The 17,517-nt window shown below is 70.0% G+C and carries 15 protein-coding genes; 9 read left to right on the top strand and 6 right to left on the bottom strand.

The genetic code is table 11. The annotated features are described in order from the left end of the window. Positions 1-70 precede the first annotated feature (70 nt). Together AB7F93_RS00880 and AB7F93_RS00875 are read left to right on the top strand one after the other, a co-directional pair. A complete protein-coding gene (locus AB7F93_RS00880; protein WP_428300984.1) occupies positions 71-316 on the top strand; it encodes a ribbon-helix-helix protein, CopG family in 246 nt (81 codons plus the stop codon). Further along, on the top strand, positions 313-681 hold the full coding sequence (locus AB7F93_RS00875) for a PIN domain-containing protein (protein ID WP_428300983.1): 369 nt from the start codon (positions 313-315) through the stop codon (positions 679-681). The genes AB7F93_RS00880 and AB7F93_RS00875 overlap by 4 nt, the downstream gene beginning before the upstream one ends. 96 nt (positions 682-777) lie before the next feature. On the opposite strand, the gene AB7F93_RS00870 is transcribed toward AB7F93_RS00875, so the two are convergent. After that, positions 778-1,464 (bottom strand): class I SAM-dependent methyltransferase, encoded by a 687-nt coding sequence (locus AB7F93_RS00870; RefSeq protein WP_428300982.1) that lies wholly within the window; start codon positions 1,462-1,464, stop codon positions 778-780. A 110-nt stretch (positions 1,465-1,574) separates the two neighbouring features. Here AB7F93_RS00870 and acs point away from each other — a divergent pair, with 110 nt between their 5' ends. From acs to AB7F93_RS00855, 3 genes are all read left to right on the top strand, one after another. Continuing rightward, entirely contained in the window at positions 1,575-3,509 is a 1,935-nt protein-coding gene (gene acs / locus AB7F93_RS00865; protein ID WP_428300981.1) for an acetate--CoA ligase, read from the top strand. Positions 3,510-3,769: 260 nt separating this feature from the next. Then, positions 3,770-4,264: an aromatic-ring-hydroxylating dioxygenase subunit beta gene (locus AB7F93_RS00860; RefSeq protein WP_428300980.1), complete on the top strand. Its 495-nt coding sequence runs from the start codon at positions 3,770-3,772 to the stop codon at positions 4,262-4,264. A gap of 26 nt (positions 4,265-4,290) precedes the next feature. After that, on the top strand, positions 4,291-5,562 hold the full coding sequence (locus tag AB7F93_RS00855) for an aromatic ring-hydroxylating dioxygenase subunit alpha (RefSeq protein ID WP_428300979.1): 1,272 nt from the start codon (positions 4,291-4,293) through the stop codon (positions 5,560-5,562). Positions 5,563-5,778: 216 nt separating this feature from the next. Here the strand turns inward: AB7F93_RS00855 and AB7F93_RS00850 are convergent, their stop codons facing one another. After that, the gene (locus tag AB7F93_RS00850) at positions 5,779-6,525 is read right to left on the bottom strand and encodes an SDR family oxidoreductase (RefSeq protein ID WP_428300978.1); all 747 of its coding nucleotides are present in this window, start codon (positions 6,523-6,525) and stop codon (positions 5,779-5,781) included. A gap of 98 nt (positions 6,526-6,623) precedes the next feature. Continuing rightward, the gene (locus tag AB7F93_RS00845; RefSeq protein ID WP_428300977.1) at positions 6,624-8,684 is read right to left on the bottom strand and encodes a thioredoxin domain-containing protein; all 2,061 of its coding nucleotides are present in this window, start codon (positions 8,682-8,684) and stop codon (positions 6,624-6,626) included. Between the two features lie 51 nt (positions 8,685-8,735). On the opposite strand from AB7F93_RS00845, the gene lgt reads away from it, so the two are divergent. Genes lgt through AB7F93_RS00830 form a run of 3 tightly spaced genes read left to right on the top strand, consistent with a single transcriptional unit; the run spans position 8,736 to position 12,706 of the window. Continuing rightward, positions 8,736-9,518 (top strand): prolipoprotein diacylglyceryl transferase, encoded by a 783-nt coding sequence (lgt, locus tag AB7F93_RS00840; protein ID WP_428300976.1) that lies wholly within the window; start codon positions 8,736-8,738, stop codon positions 9,516-9,518. Next, complete coding sequence (locus AB7F93_RS00835; protein ID WP_428300975.1) at positions 9,518-11,494, top strand: cation:proton antiporter; 1,977 nt, start codon at positions 9,518-9,520, stop codon at positions 11,492-11,494. The genes lgt and AB7F93_RS00835 overlap by 1 nt, the downstream gene beginning before the upstream one ends. A gap of 30 nt (positions 11,495-11,524) precedes the next feature. Further along, positions 11,525-12,706 (top strand): NAD(P)/FAD-dependent oxidoreductase, encoded by a 1,182-nt coding sequence (locus AB7F93_RS00830; protein ID WP_428300974.1) that lies wholly within the window; start codon positions 11,525-11,527, stop codon positions 12,704-12,706. A gap of 22 nt (positions 12,707-12,728) precedes the next feature. Here AB7F93_RS00830 and AB7F93_RS00825 read toward each other — a convergent pair whose 3' ends face one another. The 3 genes from AB7F93_RS00825 to AB7F93_RS00815 form a co-directional block, all read right to left on the bottom strand. Continuing rightward, a complete protein-coding gene (locus AB7F93_RS00825) occupies positions 12,729-13,346 on the bottom strand; it encodes a class I SAM-dependent methyltransferase (RefSeq protein WP_428300973.1) in 618 nt (205 codons plus the stop codon). Between the two features lie 24 nt (positions 13,347-13,370). After that, complete coding sequence (gene glnE, locus AB7F93_RS00820; protein ID WP_428300972.1) at positions 13,371-16,247, bottom strand: bifunctional [glutamate--ammonia ligase]-adenylyl-L-tyrosine phosphorylase/[glutamate--ammonia-ligase] adenylyltransferase; 2,877 nt, start codon at positions 16,245-16,247, stop codon at positions 13,371-13,373. 189 nt (positions 16,248-16,436) lie between these two features. Further along, positions 16,437-16,682 (bottom strand): DUF1244 domain-containing protein, encoded by a 246-nt coding sequence (locus AB7F93_RS00815; RefSeq protein WP_428300971.1) that lies wholly within the window; start codon positions 16,680-16,682, stop codon positions 16,437-16,439. A 154-nt stretch (positions 16,683-16,836) separates the two neighbouring features. Here AB7F93_RS00815 and AB7F93_RS00810 point away from each other — a divergent pair, with 154 nt between their 5' ends. Further along, positions 16,837-17,490 carry a hypothetical protein gene (locus AB7F93_RS00810; RefSeq protein WP_428300970.1) on the top strand — a complete coding sequence of 218 codons (654 nt, stop codon included), beginning with the start codon at positions 16,837-16,839 and terminating at the stop codon, positions 17,488-17,490. Positions 17,491-17,517 lie beyond the last annotated feature (27 nt).

The raw sequence follows: 17,517 nt of genomic DNA, 5'->3' as shown, positions 1-17,517 counted from the left end.
ACCGCGGGGGGTTGCGGTGCGCACGGTTACGAAGATATCGTAATTGCCCAATCTGGATATCTGAAAACCCATGCCCAAGACCCTCGTCAACCTGGATTCGGAAGACAAGGCCTGGCTCGATCAGGAGGCCCGCCGCCGCAAGCAGCCGATGACGGAACTGGTGCGGCAGGCGGTACGCAGCTTTCGCCTGCGCGAGCAGAACCGCTGCCGGCCGGACCTGGCGGACGTGCTGCACCGCACCGCGGGACTGTGGCGTCAGGGCGACGCGCTGGCCTGGCAGCGGCGCCTGCGCGATGAATGGGATCGGGCCGATTGAGGTATCTGCTCGATTCGGTCATCGTCATCGACCACTTGAACGGCATAGCCGCAGCCACGCGGTTTCTGGCCGAACACGCCGGCGAATGCGCGGTGTCCGTCATCACCCGCGCAGAAGTATTGGCCGGATTTGACGACGCAGACGTGCCGCTCGCCAGGGAACTGCTGGACCTGTTCCCCGCGCTGCCGATCACCAGCGAAACCGCTGATCTCGCCGCGCGACTGCGCCGGCGCCTGCACCTGAAACTGCCCGACGCCCTGCAGGCTGCGCTGGCCGCCGGCCACGAGCTCACGCTCGTGACGCGCAATACGCGCGACTTTCGCAGCGGGCCGGATTTGCAGGTCGAGGTGCCCTACACGGTGTGAAGGGCACGGCTGGGATGGCGGTGGTTGCAAGCGTGAGGCGCGCGCTTGGGTATGCGTCGGCAACGCCCCGCTCGCCGCTGCCGGCGCGACTGCCCGTTACGGCTGGCTGGCGGTGAAGATCACCGACGCGACGCGCCCGCTGTCCGGATGCACGGGTTCGTCCAGCGCGTGCAGCGCAAGGCCGGCGCTCACGAACAGCCGCACCCAGCTTTCGAGCGTGCGGAAGTACCAGGGCGCAGGTTCAACGAAGCCCTCGCCGCAGCCGTCCCAGGAGCCAACCCGCCAGCCGTCGGCGTAGGGTTGATCGCCGCACACCGCATGCGGGTGCAGGGTCTGCACGATGAGCACGCCGCCCGGTTTGAGCACCGTCGGCGCGGCTTGACACAGCGCCTCGCCCGACTCGCGGCCGAGCAGCGCGAAGTTGCAGACCACCGCGTCGAACGGCGGCCCGACACTGCCCGCCGCAAGCGCCTCGTACGACCGCACCTGAAACGCCCCGCCGCCCTGAGCCTCCGCGGCGGCGATCAGCGCGGGTTCCGCGTCCACCCCCAGCACGTCCATGCCGAGCGCGGTGAGCCGGCGCGTCAGCCAGCCCTCGCCGCAGCCGGCGTCGAGCACGCGCTGCGGGGCGTGGCGCGTGACGGCGTCGACGATGGCCTGATCGGTCACGCGCCGGCGGCTTTCGATGTGCTGGCCGCGCACGGCGGCGGTCCACGGCGCAGCGTTGCGCTGCCACGAGGCGCGAATCTGCGCTTCGGGATCAGGGTCGGTCGCTGGGTTCATCGTGGCTCCGGCTGGGCGGCTGTCGACGGCTTCGTCTCGACGCTCGCGGCGCCCTTACTTACCATGCGTCCACCTCCGCCGCCCGGCGGTGCGATCGACCAGGAACTGCCATGTCCGACGAAAGAATCTACCCCGTGCCGGCCGATTTCGCCGCCCGTGCCTACGTCAAGGCGGCCGATTACGAGGCGACCTACGCCCGCTCGCTGGCCGACCGCGACGGCTTCTGGGCCGGGCAGGCCAGGGATCTCATTACCTGGTTCGAGCCCTGGCACACGGTGTGTGACGAAGACCTCGCCCGCGGCCACGTGCGCTGGTTCGACGGCGGCAAGCTGAACGTGGCCTACAACTGCCTGGACCGGCACCTGGCCACCCGCGGCGCGCAGACGGCGCTGATCTGGGAGGGCGACGATCCGTCCTTTGCACGCCACGTGACCTACCGCGAGCTGCATGACGAGGTGTGCCGCCTCGCGAACGTGCTCAAGCACCGCGGCGTCAAGAAGGGCGACCGGGTGTGCATCTACATGCCGATGATCCCGGCGGCCGTCGCCGCCATGCTGGCCTGCGCGCGCATCGGCGCGGTGCATTCGGTGGTGTTCGGCGGCTTCTCGCCGGAGTCGATCAAGAGCCGCATTCTGGATTCCGACTGCCAGGTGGTGATCACCGCCGATCAGGGCCTGCGCGGTGGCAAGCCGATTCCGCTGAAGGCCAACGTCGACCAGGCGCTGGAAGGCTGCCCGGGCGTGCACACGGTGCTGGTGTACCGGCACACCGGCGCGGACATCGGCTGGAAGGACGGCCGCGACGGCTGGTACCAAGACCTGCTGGCGTCGGCCAGTGCCGACTGTCCGGCCGAGCCGATGGACGCCGAGGACCCGCTGTTCATCCTGTACACGTCGGGCTCGACCGGCAAGCCCAAGGGCGTGCTGCACACCACCGGCGGCTACATCACCTACGCGGCGCTCACGCACAAGCTGGTGTTCGACTACCACGACGGCGACGTGTACTGGTGCACGGCGGACGTCGGCTGGGTGACCGGCCACAGCTACATCGTGTACGGCCCGCTGGCCAACGGCGCGACCAGCCTCGTGTTCGAGGGCGTGCCGACGCACCCGACGCCGGCGCGCTTCTGGGAAGTGATCGACAAGCACCAGGTCAACATCTTCTACACGGCGCCCACCGCCATCCGTGCCCTGATGCGCGCCGGCGACGGGCCGGTCAGGTCCACCAGCCGAACGAGCCTGCGCCTGCTGGGTTCGGTCGGTGAGCCGATCAATCCCGAGGCCTGGGAGTGGTACCACCGCGTGGTGGGCGAGGGGCGCTGCCCCATCGTCGACACCTGGTGGCAGACCGAGACCGGCGGCATCCTCATTTCCCCGCTGCCGGGGGCGACGGCGCTGAAGCCCGGCTCGGCCACCCGGCCGCTGTTCGGCGTCGAGCCCGCACTGATGGACGCGAGCGGGGAGGAACTTACCGGCGCCGCCAGCGGCAACCTGGTCCTGAAACGCTCCTGGCCCGGCATGATGCGCACCGTGTTCGGCGACCACCAGCGATTCATCGATACGTATCTGAAGGCCTATCCCGGCTACTACTTCACCGGCGACGGCTGCCGGCGCGACGCGGATGGTTACTACTGGATCACCGGCCGCGTGGACGACGTGATCAACGTGTCCGGGCACCGTTTGGGCACGGCCGAGATCGAGTCCGCACTCGTGCTGCACGAGGCCGTCGCCGAAGCCGCCGTGGTCGGCTACCCGCACGACCTCAAGGGCCAGGGCATCTACGCCTACGTGACGCCGATGGCGGGCGTCGAACCCACCGACGCCCTGCGGCAGGAACTGGTGGCCCTGGTGCGCAAGGAAATCGGCGCCATCGCCAGCCCCGACGTGATCCAGTGGGCGCCCGGCCTGCCCAAGACGCGCTCCGGCAAGATCATGCGCCGCATCCTGCGCAAGATCGCCGAGAACGACCTCAAAAACCTCGGCGACACCACCACGCTGGCCGACCCGGCGGTGGTGGACGATCTGGTGGCGAATAGGGGAGGGTGAGCAGGGCGGAGCGTGTCCCGCGCAGGACGCGGGGCGCGGACTGACCGGCGTCGGCCAGCAACGATTGCGGCTGGCCGCCGTGGGAGCGCCGCCCTAGCCGCGAATCGCTCGGGGCTGCAGATTTGCAGCTCCTGCAAGGTGCTTTTTTCGCGCAGGTGCGCCGACACAGGCAGTGATTCCCGCCCCTTGACGCCGGTCAATGGCGCCCGGCGGCACCTCACCACAATGGCGGCACCTTAACGCTGACCTGAGGTGTCGCCATGTCCACCGCCGTTGCCACGGCTCCTGTCACCACCACGCGGCAGGAAGTCGAAGACCTGATCCACGCCTACGTGCAGTGCATCGACGACGACCGGCTGGAGGAGTGGCCGGACTTCTTCACCGACCCCTGCCTGTACAAGGTGATTCCGCGCGAGAACGCCGACGCCGGCCTGCCGGTGGCGGTGATGTTCTGCGACAGCAAGGGCATGTTGCGCGACCGCATCGTGGCGCTGCGCAAGGCCAACATCTACGCGCCGCACTTCTACCGCCACCTGGTCAGCAACACCCGCATCCTGGGCGAGCAGGCCGGCGTGATCACGGCGCAGACCAACTACGGCGTGTTCCAGACGCTGCTGGATGGCGAAACGCGCGTCTACAACACCGGCAAGTACGTGGACAAGATCGTGCGCGTGAACGGCGCGCTGCGTTTCAAGGAAAAGCTGTGCGTGTTCGACACGTACCGCATCCAGACGCTGATGGTCACCCCCATCTGAATCTGACTTTCAAGGAGTAACAAGCCATGGACGCACGCGTTACCCGTACCGCAGGACTGGTCTGGCCCGGCGAGGGCATCAGTGCCGCCGTGCCCTACGGCGTCTTCACCGAACAGGCGGTGTACGACGAGGAGCAGGCCAGGATTTTTCGCGGCCCCACCTGGAATTTCATTGGCCTCGCGGCCGAAGTGCCGAACGCCGGCGACTACAAGGCCACCTTCGTCGGCGACACGCCGGTGGTGATGACGCGCGACGAGCAAGGCGCCATCCACGCCTGGGTGAACCGCTGCGCTCATCGCGGCGCGCTGGTGTGCCGGGAGCTGCGCGGCAACAACGCGGCCGGTACGTACACCTGCGTGTACCACCAGTGGTCGTTCGACGCCAAGGGAGACCTGGTCGGCGTGCCGTTCCGGCGCGGTCTTGGCGGCAAGGGCGGCTACCCGGCGGACTTCGATCTCAAGCAGCACGGCCTTCGCAAGCTGCGCGTGGAGAACTACCACGGCGCCGTGTTCGCCACGTTCGAGAACGAGATGCCGAGCGTGCAGGATTACCTGGGCGCCAACGGGGCCATGGACCAGCACCTGCGCCGGGTGCTGGAAGGCCGTGAACTGGAGGTGCTGGGCCACGCGCGCCAGTACATCCCGAGCAACTGGAAGTTCTACGCCGAGAACACCAAGGATCCCTACCACGCGAGCCTGCTGCACCTGTTCCACATGACCTTCGGCCTGTACCGGTCCAGTCAGGAAGGCGGTGTGAAGATCACCAACGGCTGGCACACGGTGCTGTTCTCGCGCTCCGGCACGGACTCCGAGGAGGCAATTTCGCAGACCAAGGATTCGCACCTGCGCACCTACCAGGCCGACACGTACTCGCTGGAGGACATGTCGCTGCTGAAGGGCCGCAAGGGCGAGTGGGGCGACGACATCACGCTGGTGATCATGTCGCTGATGCCGAACCTGGTGATCCAGCAGATTCAGAACACGCTCGCCGTGCGGCAGATCGTGCCCAAGAGCCGCGACGCCTTCGAGCTGGTGTGGACCTTCTTCGGTTACAAGACCGACGACGAGGAGCTGCGCAACATTCGCCTGAAGCAGATCAACCTGATCGGCCCGGCCGGCATGATCTCGATGGAAGACGGTGAGTCGTCCGTGATCTGCCAGCAGGCGGTGGTGCGCGACCAGAACGACTGGTCCTGCATCGAGATGGGTGGCCGGGACGTGGAGGACGCCGACCACCTCGTCACCGAGACCACCATCCGCGCGTTCTGGGACGAGTACCGGAACCTGATGGGGTATTGAGCCGACTGATGCCGTCCACTTAACAGGCCGTTGAAAAAGGGCTTTCCTGCCCTTTTTCAACTCGGCTCGTCGCGGCACTGGTCCGCGACGGCCTCCGCAGATCAAGCACTTATCGTGCTTGATCTGCACGCAAGCCATCCCTGGCTTGCTTTAACAGGCCGTTGACAAGAATTTTTCAACGGCCTGTTAAGCCCGGCCGGGGTGGACGGCTTTGCGTCAGGCGGTAAATCCGCCGTCGATGGTGAGGCTGGCGCCGGTCACGAACCCCGCTTCCGGACCGCACAGGTACGCCACCATCGCCGCCACTTCGTCGCCGGTGCCGTAGCGGGGCAGGGCGAGCACCTGCTCGCGAATCGTCCCAGCGAAATCCGTGTCGGCCGGGTTCATGTCGGTATCGATCGGCCCCGGCTGCACGTTGTTGACGGTGATGCCGCGCCCGCCAAGGTCGCGCGCCAGACCCTTGGTGAGGCCGACCAGGCCCGCCTTGCTCATGGCGTACACGGCGCCGCCCAGAAACGGCATGCGCTCGGCGTTGCAGCTGCCGATCATCACGATGCGCCCGCCGCTCGACATGCGGCGGGCCGCCGCCTGGCTCGCCACGAACGCGGCGCGCAGGTTCACCGCGACGGTCTGGTCGAAGTCGGCGAGCGAGAACTCGTCCACCGGCGCCATCAGGCCGACACCGGCGTTGTTGACCAGAATGTCGATGCCGCCGAACGCGTCGCAGGTCTGCTGCACCGCGGCGGCTACCGCTTGGGCGTCCGCGGCATCGGCGCGGATGGCGAGCGCCTGCACGCCGCCGGCGCGGGCCGCATCCGCCGTCGCCGCGGCCTGCTCGGCGCGGCTCACATAAGTGAACACGACGTCGGCGCCGTCACGCGCCAGCCGGCGCACGATGGCGGCACCGATGCCGCGGCTGCCGCCGGTGACGAGCGCGCGGCGGTTGTGCAGCGGTCCGGTCATGGATCACCTCGGAGGAAGGAGTGTGGGAGGCCGGCCCTCGAGCCGAATCGTCGGCGGACGCGACGATCGGCTGCCTGACGTATTGCACGCGACGCCCTTCATCCGCTGTCCGCCAGCGCAGCCTCGAAGGCTTCGAGGCTCGTCAGCGGCGCGCTGCACGCGCCGCCCTGGCACAGATACGCCACCGCCTCGCCCTGCGGCCGGCAGTGCGCGAGCACGCCCGGCAGGTCCGTCGCGTCCGGCGGAACTGCGAGCGTGAGGCGCAGCGGCCGGTAACCCTGCCGCGCGGCGGCGAGCCACGGTGCGAGTGCTGTCGCTTCGCCGCGCAGGATCAGCGTCTGCGGCGGCGTGAGTTGTTCTTCGAGTGCCGCGAGCAGGCTGCAGCAGCCGAGCGGCTGTTCCTGCATGCGCCCGGCGGCGCTCTCTACGGCGCGCGCGGCGGCGTCGAGGTAGCGCGGCTCGCCTAGCAGATGTCCGAGTCGGCCCAGCGCGCGGGCGGCGATGGCGGTGCCGGCGGGCGTCGCGTCATCACCCAGCGGCCGGGTGCGCACGATCAGCGCCTCGTGGTCGTCCGCGGTGTGGAAAAAGCCGCCGTGGGCGCGGTCCTCGAAGTGCGTGAGCATCACGTCCGCGAGGTCGATGGCGAAGGCGAGATGCGCGGCGTCCCAACGCGATTGCAGCAGCTCCAGCAGGCCGTCCAGCAGGTAGGCGTGGTCGTCCAGATACGCGCTCAAATAGCCCACGCCGTCCTTGGCGGCGGCGTGCAGGCGGCCGTTTTGCCACAGCACGCGGCGGGCAAAGTCGGCCGCGCCGGCGGCGGCATCGATGAAGGCGGGTTCGTTCAAATGCCGCCCGGCCTGCGCGAGGCCGCCGATCAGGAGGCCGTTCCAGCCCGCCAGCACCTTGTCGTCGAGACCCGGTCGCACGCGCGTGCTGCGGGCGGCGAACAGCTTCTGCATGGCGCCCGACAGCACCACCGCCACGCGCTGCGGGGACAGATCCACTTCCTTGGCAATGTCCGCCACGTCGGCCGTGACGCGCAGGTGCCAGTGGCCCTCGAAGTTCGGCGTGTCGTTGAGCCCGAAGCGGTGAGCGAGGATGCCGTATTCCTCGTCGCTCAACAGCGCCTGCACGTCGCGCCGGTCCCAGGCGTAGAACCCGCCTTCATGGCCTTCGGAATCGGCGTCGAGCGCGGCGTAGAAGCCGCCGTCCGGGGCGCGCATCTCGCGCAGCGCCCAGTGGCCGGTGGTGTGCAGCACGGCATCGAAGCGGGCGCTTTGCGTGATCTGCGCCGCCTGCGCGTACAGGCGCAGCAGCTGCGCGTTGTCGTAGAGCATCTTCTCGAAGTGCGGGATGGACCACTCGCCATCCACCGCGTAGCGGAAAAAGCCGCCGCCGAGATGATCGTGAATGCCGCCACGGGCCATCTGCTCCAGCGTCAGCAGCGCCATGCGCAGCGCGTCCTCATCGCCCGTGCGGGCGTGCTCGCGAAGACACCGTTCCAGCAGCGGCGCCTGCGGAAACTTGGGCGCGCCGCCAAAGCCGCCGTGCGTGCCGTCGAACAGGCGCATGAGCTCCGCCTGCGCGCGGCGCAGCGGCGCGTCGGTGAGCGCGCCGCCTTCGGACAGCGCCTGGCTGGCCGAGAGTGCGTCGAGCAACTGTGCGTTCTGGGTGTCGATGTCCGCGCGGTGCTGGCGGTAGTAGTGGTCCACCCGACCCAGCAGGTCGGTGAAGGCGGGCAGGCCGTAGCGGGCGGTTTTCGGAAAGTACGTGCCGGCGAAAAACGGCACCTGATCGGGCGTCATGAACACCGTCAGCGGCCAGCCACCGCCGCGGCCGGTGAGCATCTGGTGCGCGAGCTGGTAGATGCGGTCCAGATCCGGCCGCTCCTCGCGGTCCACCTTGATGTTGACGAACAGCGTGTTCATCAGCGCCGCCGTGGCCGGGTCCTCGAACGACTCGTGCGCCATCACGTGGCACCAGTGGCAGGCCGAGTAGCCGATCGACAGCAGGATCGGCTTGTCCTGCTCGCGCGCCAGGTGCAGCGCGGTGTCGGACCACGGATACCAGTCGACGGGGTTCCCGGCGTGCTGCAGCAGGTACGGGCTGCGCGTGTCGGCTAGGCGGTTTGGCGTGTGGCCAGTCGAAGAAGCAGTCATGGCAAGGGTCTTAAGGGCGGGCCTCGGGATCATGCCGGATAATGCCGGCCCATGCTGCACCACCCCGCCATCGATCCCGTCGCCGTTCACCTGGGGCCGCTCGCCGTGCGCTGGTACGGCCTCATGTACCTGGTGGGCTTTGCCGCCGCGTGGTGGCTCGGCCGGCGCCGCGCGCTGCGGCCCGGCAGCGGCTGGCAGGTGCCGGAACTGGGCGATCTGATCTTCTACTGCGCCATGGGTGCAGTGCTCGGCGGGCGTCTCGGCTATGCGCTGTTCTACCAGCCGCAGTTCTATCTCTCGAACCCGCTTGCCATCGTGCGCGCCTGGGAAGGCGGCATGTCCTTCCACGGCGGCTTGCTTGGGGTGCTCGCGGCGTGCTGGCTGTTCGGGCGCAAGACCGGGCGCGGATTTTTTGCCGTCACCGACTTTGTGGCGCCGCTGGTGCCGACCGGGCTGCTGGCGGGCCGGCTTGGCAATTTCATCAACGGCGAGCTGTGGGGCCGCGTCACCGACCTGCCGTGGGGCATGGTGTTTGCGGGTGCCGGGTCGTTGCCGCGGCATCCCTCGCAGCTGTACCAGGCGGCGCTCGAAGGGGCGGTGTTGTTCGTGATCGTGTGGCTGTACTCGGCCCGGCCGCGGCCGCGCATGGCGGTGTCGGGCGTGTTTCTGCTCGGCTACGGCGCGCTGCGCTTTGCCGGCGAGTTCGCGCGCGAGCCGGATGCGTATCTCGGCTTCGTCGCGTTTGACTGGCTCACCATGGGCCAGCTGCTGTGCCTGCCGATGCTGGCGGCGGGCGCCGTCATGCTGGGCCTGGCCGGGCGGCGGCCGCGCTGATGCACGGCCTGTTCGGTGAGCTGGTCATCATCCTCACCGCCTCGGCGCTGGTGCTGGGGGCGTTCTATCGGCTGCGCCTGCCCCCGACGCTGGGCTATCTGGTCACGGGTCTGCTGATCGGGCCGGGCGCGCTCGGGCTGGTCGCCAATCAGGAGGCGGTGCAGCGTCTGGCCGAATTCGGCGTGGTGTTCCTGCTGTTCTCGCTGGGGCTCGAATTCTCGCTGTCGCGGCTGCTGGCCATGCGCCGGCTGGTGTTCGGGCTCGGCGGCGGGCAGGTGCTGATCTGCACGGCGGCCTTCATGGCGGTGGCGCTGGGTGTGGGTGCCGAGCCCGGCGTGGCGCTGCTGATGGCGGCGGTGCTCGCGCTGTCATCGACGGCGGTGGTCACGCGCGAGCTGGCGCGCAGCGGCGAGCTGTACGCGCGCCACGGCCAGCTCGGCGTGGCGGTGCTGCTGTTTCAGGATCTCGCGGCGGTGCTGTTCCTGATCCTGATTCCGGCGCTGGCCAAGGCCGACGGCGCCCTGCCGGTGACGCTGGCGATCACGGTGGCCAAGGGGCTGGTCCTGTTTGCGGCGCTGATCGGCATCGGCAAGTGGGTGCTGCCGCGGGTGTTCTTCGAGGTCGCCAAGACGCACTCGGAGGAGCTGTTCGTGCTGGCGGCGCTGCTGGTGGCGTTGCTGGCGGCGCTGCTCACCGACGCGTTCGGCCTGTCGATGACGCTCGGTGCGTTCATCGCCGGCATGATGCTCGGCGAGAGCCACTTCCGGCACCGCATCGAGATCGAGATCCGGCCGTTCCGGGACGTGCTGCTGGGGATTTTCTTCGTCAGCGTCGGCATGCTGCTGGTGCCGGCGCAGATCCTGCCGCGCTGGCCGCTGGTGCTTGGTCTGGCCGCGGCTTTGCTGGTGTTCAAGACGGTGATCGTGGCGGTGCTCGGCCGTGTGCTCGGCGAGGACCGCGTGACGGCGCTGCGCGCCGGGCTGCTGCTGGCGCAGGGCGGCGAGTTCGGCTTCGCGCTGCTGGCGGTGGCCGGCACGTATCGGCTGGTCGACGCGGGGCAGGCGTCCCTGGTGGCCGCCAGCATCGTGCTCAGCATGGCGCTGACGCCGCTCATCGTGCGCCACAACGGCGCCATGGCCGCGCGCCTGCTGCGCCATCGGCATCGCCCGCCGCAGGCGCAGGCGGACCTCGTCGGCGTGAGCGACGCGACGGCCGAACTCGCCGGCCACGTGATCATCTGCGGCTACGGTCGCGTGGGGCAGGCGGTGGGCCGCATCCTGACCCGTGAAGGGGTGGAATTCGCGGCAGTGGATGAAGACCCGGTGCGCGTGCAGGAGGCGCTGCTGGGCGGCGAGCGCGTGTTCTACGGCGATGCCCGGCGCGCGGCGCTGCTGCATGCACTTGGCATTTCCCGCGCGCGGTTGGTGGTGGTGAGCTTCACCGACCACCGGCACGCGCTGGCCATCGTGCGGGCGGTGCGCGAGCGCGCGCCGGACCTGCCGATCCTGGTGCGCACCACCGATGACCGCTACCGCGACGTGCTCAAGCAGGCCGGCGTGACGGCGATCGTGCCGGAGACCTTCGAGGCCAGCCTCACGCTCGCCTCGCACGTGCTGGCGCTGCTCGATTTCCCCATGGAGCGCGTGCAGCAGAGCGTGCAGGGCGTGCGCGAGGAGCGCTACGGCGTGCTGCGCGGTTACTTCCACGGCCGCCGCTCGCGCATCGAGGACACGCAGGGCCAGGCGCTCGAAGTGCGCCACGCGGTGCGATTGCCGGACAACGCACGCGCCGTCGGCCAGCGCCTGCACGATCTTGACCTCGCGCGCACCGGTGCCGAGGTGCGCGGCGTGCGGCGCGATGGCGCTGGCGAGCTGCAACCGCGCGCCGACTTGCGCCTGCAGGCCGGGGATGTGGTGGTGCTGTTCGGCACCGCGGCGCAGGTGGAGAACGCCGAGCGGCGCCTTTTGGGCGGCTAGCGTGTCGCCTGTGGTGCCGGGAGCGGGGCCTTGATCGCGCGCTGCGACGTGCTGGTCATCGGTGGCGGTGCCGCCGGGCTGATGTGCGCGGCCGTTGCCGGCCAGCGCGGCCGGCGCGTGCGGGTGCTGGAACACGCGAACCGCGTCGGCAAGAAAATCCTCATGTCCGGCGGCGGGCGCTGCAACTTCACCAACCTCGGCACCACGCCCGGCCACTTCCTGTCGCAGAACCCTCATTTCTGCAAGTCCGCGCTGGCGCGCTACACGCCGTGGGATTTCGTGGCCCTGGTCGAGCGCCACGGCATCCGTTACCACGAGAAAGACCCCGGGCAGTTGTTCTGCGACGACTCGTCGAAGCAGATCGTGGCGCTGCTGCTGGCCGAGTGCGCGGCCGGCAATGTCGACATCCGCACCGACTGCGCCGTGGCCGGTGTGGCGCTGCAGGAGGGCGGTTACGTGGTGCACACCGCGCAGGGCACGTTCGCAGCCGATTCGCTGGTGGTGGCAACCGGCGGCCTGTCCATCCCGCGCATGGGCGCGACCGGCTTTGGCTACGCGCTGGCGCGCCAGTTCGGCCACGCGATTGTCCCCACCCGCGCGGGCCTGGTGCCGCTGACCCTGAGCGGTACGCACCTCGACGACTGGGCCGATCTTGCCGGCGTGTCGCTGCCGGTCGAGGCAAGCTGCGCCGGTCAGCGTTTCAAGGGCGGCCTGCTGGTGACGCACCGGGGCCTGAGCGGGCCGGCCATCCTGCAGATTTCGTCCTACTGGCAGACGGGCGCGGGGCTCTCGCTCGATCTGCTGCCCGATCTCGACCCGGCCGCGTGGCTGCTCGACCAGCAGCGCGCACGGCCGGCGGCGGAGCTGAAGACGGTGCTGGCCGACGTGCTGCCGAAGCGGCTTGCGGCGCGCCTGTGCGAGCGGCGCATCGACAGCCGGCCGCTGCGTCAGTACCGCGAGCGCGAGTTGCGTGCGCTGGCCGACGCGCTAGGTAATTGGCCGCTTACCCCGAGCGGCACCGAGGGTTACCGCACGGCGGAGGTGACGCTGGGCGGCGTCGACACCGGCGAGGTGTCGTCCACGACCCTGGAATCGCGCCGCGCGCCGGGGCTCTACTTCATCGGCGAGGTGCTGGACGTGACCGGCCACCTCGGCGGCTACAACTTCCAGTGGGCGTGGGCGTCCGGCGCGGCGGCCGGGGCGGTGGTGTAAAGGCTGCGCTGGCGCAGTCGTCTCAGGCGGCCACGGCCACGCCGCGCGTGACGTACGTCAACGCCCTGGGGCCGGGCAGGTACTCGGTGACGAGTTCGGTGGCGCGAAAGCCGCCGTCGTGCAGCATGGCGGCCACATCGCGATTCAGGTGGCAGCCTCCCGCCAGGGGCTTCCACCAGGGCGTCAGCCGATCCTGCCAGCGGGCGAGGCGCGGCTCGGGCGCGCGGCCGTGTTCGCACACCAGCAGCTGGCCGGTCGGCTTGAGCACGCGGCGCATCTGCGCGAGCGCCGCCAGCGGGTCCGGGATGGTGCACAGGGTAAAGGTGCAGACCACGGTGTCGAAACTCGCGTCCGGCGCCGGAATGCGCTCCGCGGATAGGGGCAGCAGCTCAACGTCAAGGCCAGCCATACGGGCCCGACGACGGGCCTTGCGGTGCATCTGCGCGGCCGGGTCCAGGCCGTGCAGCGAGCGTACGCGGGAGCGATCGTAAAAAGACAGATTGCGGCCGGTGCCGATGCCGATTTCGAGCACCTTGCCCTGCGCGAGCGGGAGCAACTGCGCGCGCTGTTCGGCAATGGCCGGCAGACCGCAGCAGGCGTCGATCAGCAGCGGCATCAGGTAGCGGTCGTAGAGGTTCATGGCGCCTCCCGTGGTGGCTGCCGGTCAGTGGGTGGGTCCGAACAGCGCGTGCCAGGCCTGCGTGATGGTGTACGTCCACGCCGCGGTGGCGGCGACATCGACCACGGTGCCGAGGCCCTGCAGCGTCTGCCGGCGCTCCAGCGCGCAGAGGCCGACGAAAGCGTCGGCCAGCCGGTCGCCCTCGTGCGTGCCGAGCAGGCCGAGCGTTTCGGCCAGGCGCAGCAGGTCCGCCGTGCCGCGCGGCACGGCGATCTCGGGTCGGGCGTGGGCGTGCGCCAGCACCAGGTACTGGGCGATGAACTCCACGTCGACCCGTCCGCCGGGGCTGAGCTTGAGGTCGAAGCCCTCGGCCGGCGGCGGTTTTTCCTGCCGGATGCGGGTGCGCATGTCGCTGACCTCGCGCCGCAGCGTGTCCGCGTCGCGCGGGCGGCACAGCACGCGCGCGCGCACCGCCTCGAATGCCGCCGCGAGCGCGGTATCGCCGGCCACCGGCCGCGCGCGCACCAGCGCCTGGTGCTCCCAGGTCCAGGCCTCGCCGAGCTGGTAGCTCTCGAAACCGGCGAGCGTGGTCACCAGCGGCCCGGCGTTGCCGGACGGGCGCAGGCGCACATCGATCTCGTACAGCCGCCCGGCCGGGGTGCGCGTGGTTAGGATGTGCGTCAGGCGCTGCACGGCGCGCGCGAACCAGGTTTCGTTGGCGAGCGGCGCGGCGCCGTCGCTCTCGCCGCCGGCGCCGTCGTGCAGGAACACCAGATCGAGGTCCGACTCGTAGCCGAGTTCCGCGCCGCCCAGACGCCCGTAGCCGATGACCAGCAGCGGCGCCTCGCGGGCGGGGTCGGCGGCCGTGCGCGGGCGGCCATGGCGGTGTTCGATCTGCGCGCGCGCCAGCGTGAGCGCCCGGCGCAGCAGCACTTCGGCGAGTTCCGTCAGCGCCTGCGGTGGCTCGGCCGGGTCGAGCAGGTCGCCGATTTCGGCCGCCGCCACGTGCAGCGCCGCCGCGTGGCGGTGCTCGCGCAGCGCATTCATGGCGGTTTCAAGATCGTCCGCCGGCACGCCCGACAGGGCCTGGTCGAGCGCGCGCTCGATGTCCGGCGCGTGCTGCGGCTGGTACAGCGTGCGCGCGTCGAGCAGCTCGTCCAGCACCACCGGATGCGTGGTGATCCAGTCGGCGATCCAGGCACTGGCGCCCATCAGGCGCGCCAGGTGTTCCTGCGCGGGCGGGTGCTCCACCAGCATGGCGAGGTACACCGAGCGCGTGGCGACCGCCTCCAGCAGCGTGCACAAGCGGCCGAGCGTCTGCTCCGGCGCGGTGGTGCCGGCGGCGGCGCGCAGCAGGCCGGGCAGCAGCGTGGTGAGGCGCTGGCGCGCGGTGGCCGACGCCACGCGACACGCGCGCCCGTCGCGCAGCGCGGTCAGGTGCGCCAGCATCTGCGCCGGCTCGCCGTAGCCGAGCGCCGCCAGCTCCGCCGCGGCGCCGGGCGCGTCGAGCCGATCCGGCCACAGCGGCTGTTCCGGTGGCGCCTCCTGGCCGTCGCCGAGCAGCGCCCGGAAATGCGCGTGCACGCGCGCCCGGCAGGCGTCGAGCGCCGCCGCGCAGGCGTCCCAATCGGCGAAACCCATGCCGAGCGCGATGCGCGCCCGGTCGGTGGCGTCGGTCGGCACCTGGTGGGTCTGCTCATCGCGCAGCATCTGCAGGCGGTTCTCGAAGCGCCGCAGGAAGTCGTAGCCGGCCAGCAGTTCGTCGACGGCGGCCGCCGGCAACTGATCGCGCTCGCCGAGCAGGCGCAGCACGTCGCGGATGCCGCGGCAGCGCAGGTCCGGCTCGCGCCCGCCGCGGATGAGCTGGTGCACCTGGCCGATGAACTCGATCTCGCGGATGCCGCCGGCGCCGAGCTTGACATGGTCGCCCAGCCCCTCGCGGCGCACCTGGTCGACGATCAGCGCCTTCATGCCGCGCAGCGCCTCGATGGCGCCGAAGTCGAGATAGCGGCGGAACACGAACGGGCGCAGATCCTTGAGCAATCGTTCGCCGGCGGCGATGTCGCCGGCCACCGGCCGCGCCTTGATCAGCGCGTAGCGTTCCCAGTCGCGGCCGTGGTTCTGGTAGTAGTCCTCCAACGCGTTGAACGACAGCGCCAGCGGCCCGCTGGTGCCGAACGGGCGCAGGCGCACGTCCACCCGGAACACGCGCCCGTCGGCGTCGAACTCGTCGAGCGCGCCGATCAGCCGCCGCGCCAGGCGCACGAAGAACTCCTCGTTGTCGAGCCCGCGCGGGCCGTCGCACGCGCCGGCCGACGCGAAGCCGAAGATGAGATCGATGTCGGACGAGAAGTTGAGTTCCTGCCCGCCGAGCTTGCCCATGCCGAGCACCACGAGCTCGACCGGCGCGCCATCGACCGCCCGCGGCTGGCCGTGCTGCTCGGCGAGCGCCCGGTGCAGCCAGCCGAGCGCGCCGTCGATGAGCGCGTCCGCGAGCGCCGACAGCGCCGTGAGCGTCTCGTCGAGATCCGCCCAGCCGGCCAGATCCCGCCAGGCGATGCGCAGCATCTCGCGCTGGCGCAGCGTGCGCAGCCGGTGCCGCAGCGCGGCTTCGTCGGCCTGGTTAGCCAGGTGGGCCAGGTCTGCGCGCACGGCGGCAACGATGGCCGGGCCATCGGCGGTCGTCTCCAGGCGGCCGCTGTCGATCAGCTCGGCCAGAAGCTCCGGTCGGGTGCGGCACACATCGGCCACGAATTCGCTGCACGCCAGCACGCGCGGCGCGCTTGCGAGCCAGCCACCGCGCGTGGCGAGCGCACCGAGATCGGGGTTTTTCAGCAGATCGGTCAGCACGTGCGCGGTGGTCTCGCGCAGCGGCGCCGGCAGCGTCTGAACGGCGGCGGGCAGGGTGGTGGCGTCGGTCACGGGTGGCCTTTTTAGGGAAGCGCTGAATTATTCGGCGCTTGCCGTCCAGGGCAGGATGCCCTGACGTGCATCAAGGGAGCAGCCCTTGATGCAGGGAGTCCGTCGCGGGCGTGTACCGCGACGGAGCGAGCTGGAATTTCAGCCTTCACTTGGAAGGCCGGGTGGGGGCCGGCGGCAATCGAAGGGGGCTTATTTCTGGAACTTGTCCTTCCACTCGGCATAGGGCATGCCGTAGATGGACTCGCGTACGGCCTCGTAGTCGAGGTCGAGGCCGCGTTCCTTGCCGGCGGCGGTGTACCACTTCGACAGGCAGTTGCGGCAGAAGCCGGCCAGATTCATGAGGTCGATGTTCTGCACGTCCGTGCGCTCGCGAAGGTGCGCCACCAGCGTACGAAAGGCGGCGGCTTCGAGTTCGGTGCGGGTCTGGTCGTCCATGGGGCGATCTCGGTGTCGGCGCGCGGTGGTCCGCGCGGGCCAAACATGCTAACCCGCGGGCCGTGGCCCGGGGCTGACCCTGGGCCGGAGTGGTATCGTTCGGACGTGGTCTTGCAGACCCCGTTCCGACTACCCGACCCCAGGAGAAGCGCCCATGAACGCACCCGCCAACACGCAGCCGCCAGCCGTGCAGGCCATGCTCGACGAGATGCTGCGCATCGCCGGTGACGACGCGCACCGTCCCGGCGTGATGGAAGCGCTGGCCGACGTGATGCGCAACGCCGTCGCCAAGCCCGAAGTGCTGAAGTACTTCCAGGACGCCACCTCCGACAACCCCGACCTGTACGGCAGCATGAAGGACCCGGGTCTGGGCATCATGGGCGTGCACTCGGCCAAGATCGGCTACCGCGAGCCGCACGACCACGGCAACTGCTGGGCCATCAACGTGCAGGTGGCCGGCAAGCTGCGCCTGGTGCACTGGACGCAGGACGGCACCGATCCGGCCACCGGCAAGACGCGCATCCGCAAGATCGACGAGGTGCTGATGGGGCCGGGCGACGTGGACTGCTCGCCGCCTGGCGTGGCGCACGAGCTGTACCCGGAAACCGACGACTCGATCGAGCTCGCCGTGCGTTGCCACTCGCTCGCCAGCATCATCCAGAACCGCTACGACCGAAACAACGGCGTGCACATCCACTGGTCCTGGGGCCAGAAAAAGGCCATCGACAGCGGCGCCTTCGAGGTGGTCGGCGAGGCCGGCCTGAACGCCGCGCCGCCCGGCGAGGCGATGACGGCGCGCGTCAAGTAAGGCTGGCGCAAGTCCACCCTCACCCGC

This window comes from Immundisolibacter sp. (assembly GCF_050250495.1).
Classification (GTDB): Bacteria; Pseudomonadota; Gammaproteobacteria; order Immundisolibacterales; family Immundisolibacteraceae; genus Immundisolibacter.
The sequence above is the reverse complement of the archived record's forward strand: the minus strand, read 5'-3'. Positions and strand labels throughout refer to the sequence as shown.

What these genes read in the sequence shown, in the direction of transcription:
- AB7F93_RS00880 (WP_428300984.1), top strand. Translation starts at nt 71, where the DNA reads ATGCCCAAGACCCTCGTCAACCTGGATTCGGAAGACAAGGCCTGGCTC.
- AB7F93_RS00870 (WP_428300982.1), bottom strand. Translation starts at nt 1,464, where the DNA reads ATGAACCCAGCGACCGACCCTGATCCCGAAGCGCAGATTCGCGCCTCG.
- acs (WP_428300981.1), top strand. Translation starts at nt 1,575, where the DNA reads ATGTCCGACGAAAGAATCTACCCCGTGCCGGCCGATTTCGCCGCCCGT.
- AB7F93_RS00860 (WP_428300980.1), top strand. Translation starts at nt 3,770, where the DNA reads ATGTCCACCGCCGTTGCCACGGCTCCTGTCACCACCACGCGGCAGGAA.
- AB7F93_RS00855 (WP_428300979.1), top strand. Translation starts at nt 4,291, where the DNA reads ATGGACGCACGCGTTACCCGTACCGCAGGACTGGTCTGGCCCGGCGAG.
- AB7F93_RS00850 (WP_428300978.1), bottom strand. Translation starts at nt 6,525, where the DNA reads ATGACCGGACCGCTGCACAACCGCCGCGCGCTCGTCACCGGCGGCAGC.
- AB7F93_RS00845 (WP_428300977.1), bottom strand. Translation starts at nt 8,684, where the DNA reads ATGACTGCTTCTTCGACTGGCCACACGCCAAACCGCCTAGCCGACACG.
- lgt (WP_428300976.1), top strand. Translation starts at nt 8,736, where the DNA reads ATGCTGCACCACCCCGCCATCGATCCCGTCGCCGTTCACCTGGGGCCG.
- AB7F93_RS00835 (WP_428300975.1), top strand. Translation starts at nt 9,518, where the DNA reads ATGCACGGCCTGTTCGGTGAGCTGGTCATCATCCTCACCGCCTCGGCG.
- AB7F93_RS00825 (WP_428300973.1), bottom strand. Translation starts at nt 13,346, where the DNA reads ATGAACCTCTACGACCGCTACCTGATGCCGCTGCTGATCGACGCCTGC.
- AB7F93_RS00815 (WP_428300971.1), bottom strand. Translation starts at nt 16,682, where the DNA reads ATGGACGACCAGACCCGCACCGAACTCGAAGCCGCCGCCTTTCGTACG.
- AB7F93_RS00810 (WP_428300970.1), top strand. Translation starts at nt 16,837, where the DNA reads ATGAACGCACCCGCCAACACGCAGCCGCCAGCCGTGCAGGCCATGCTC.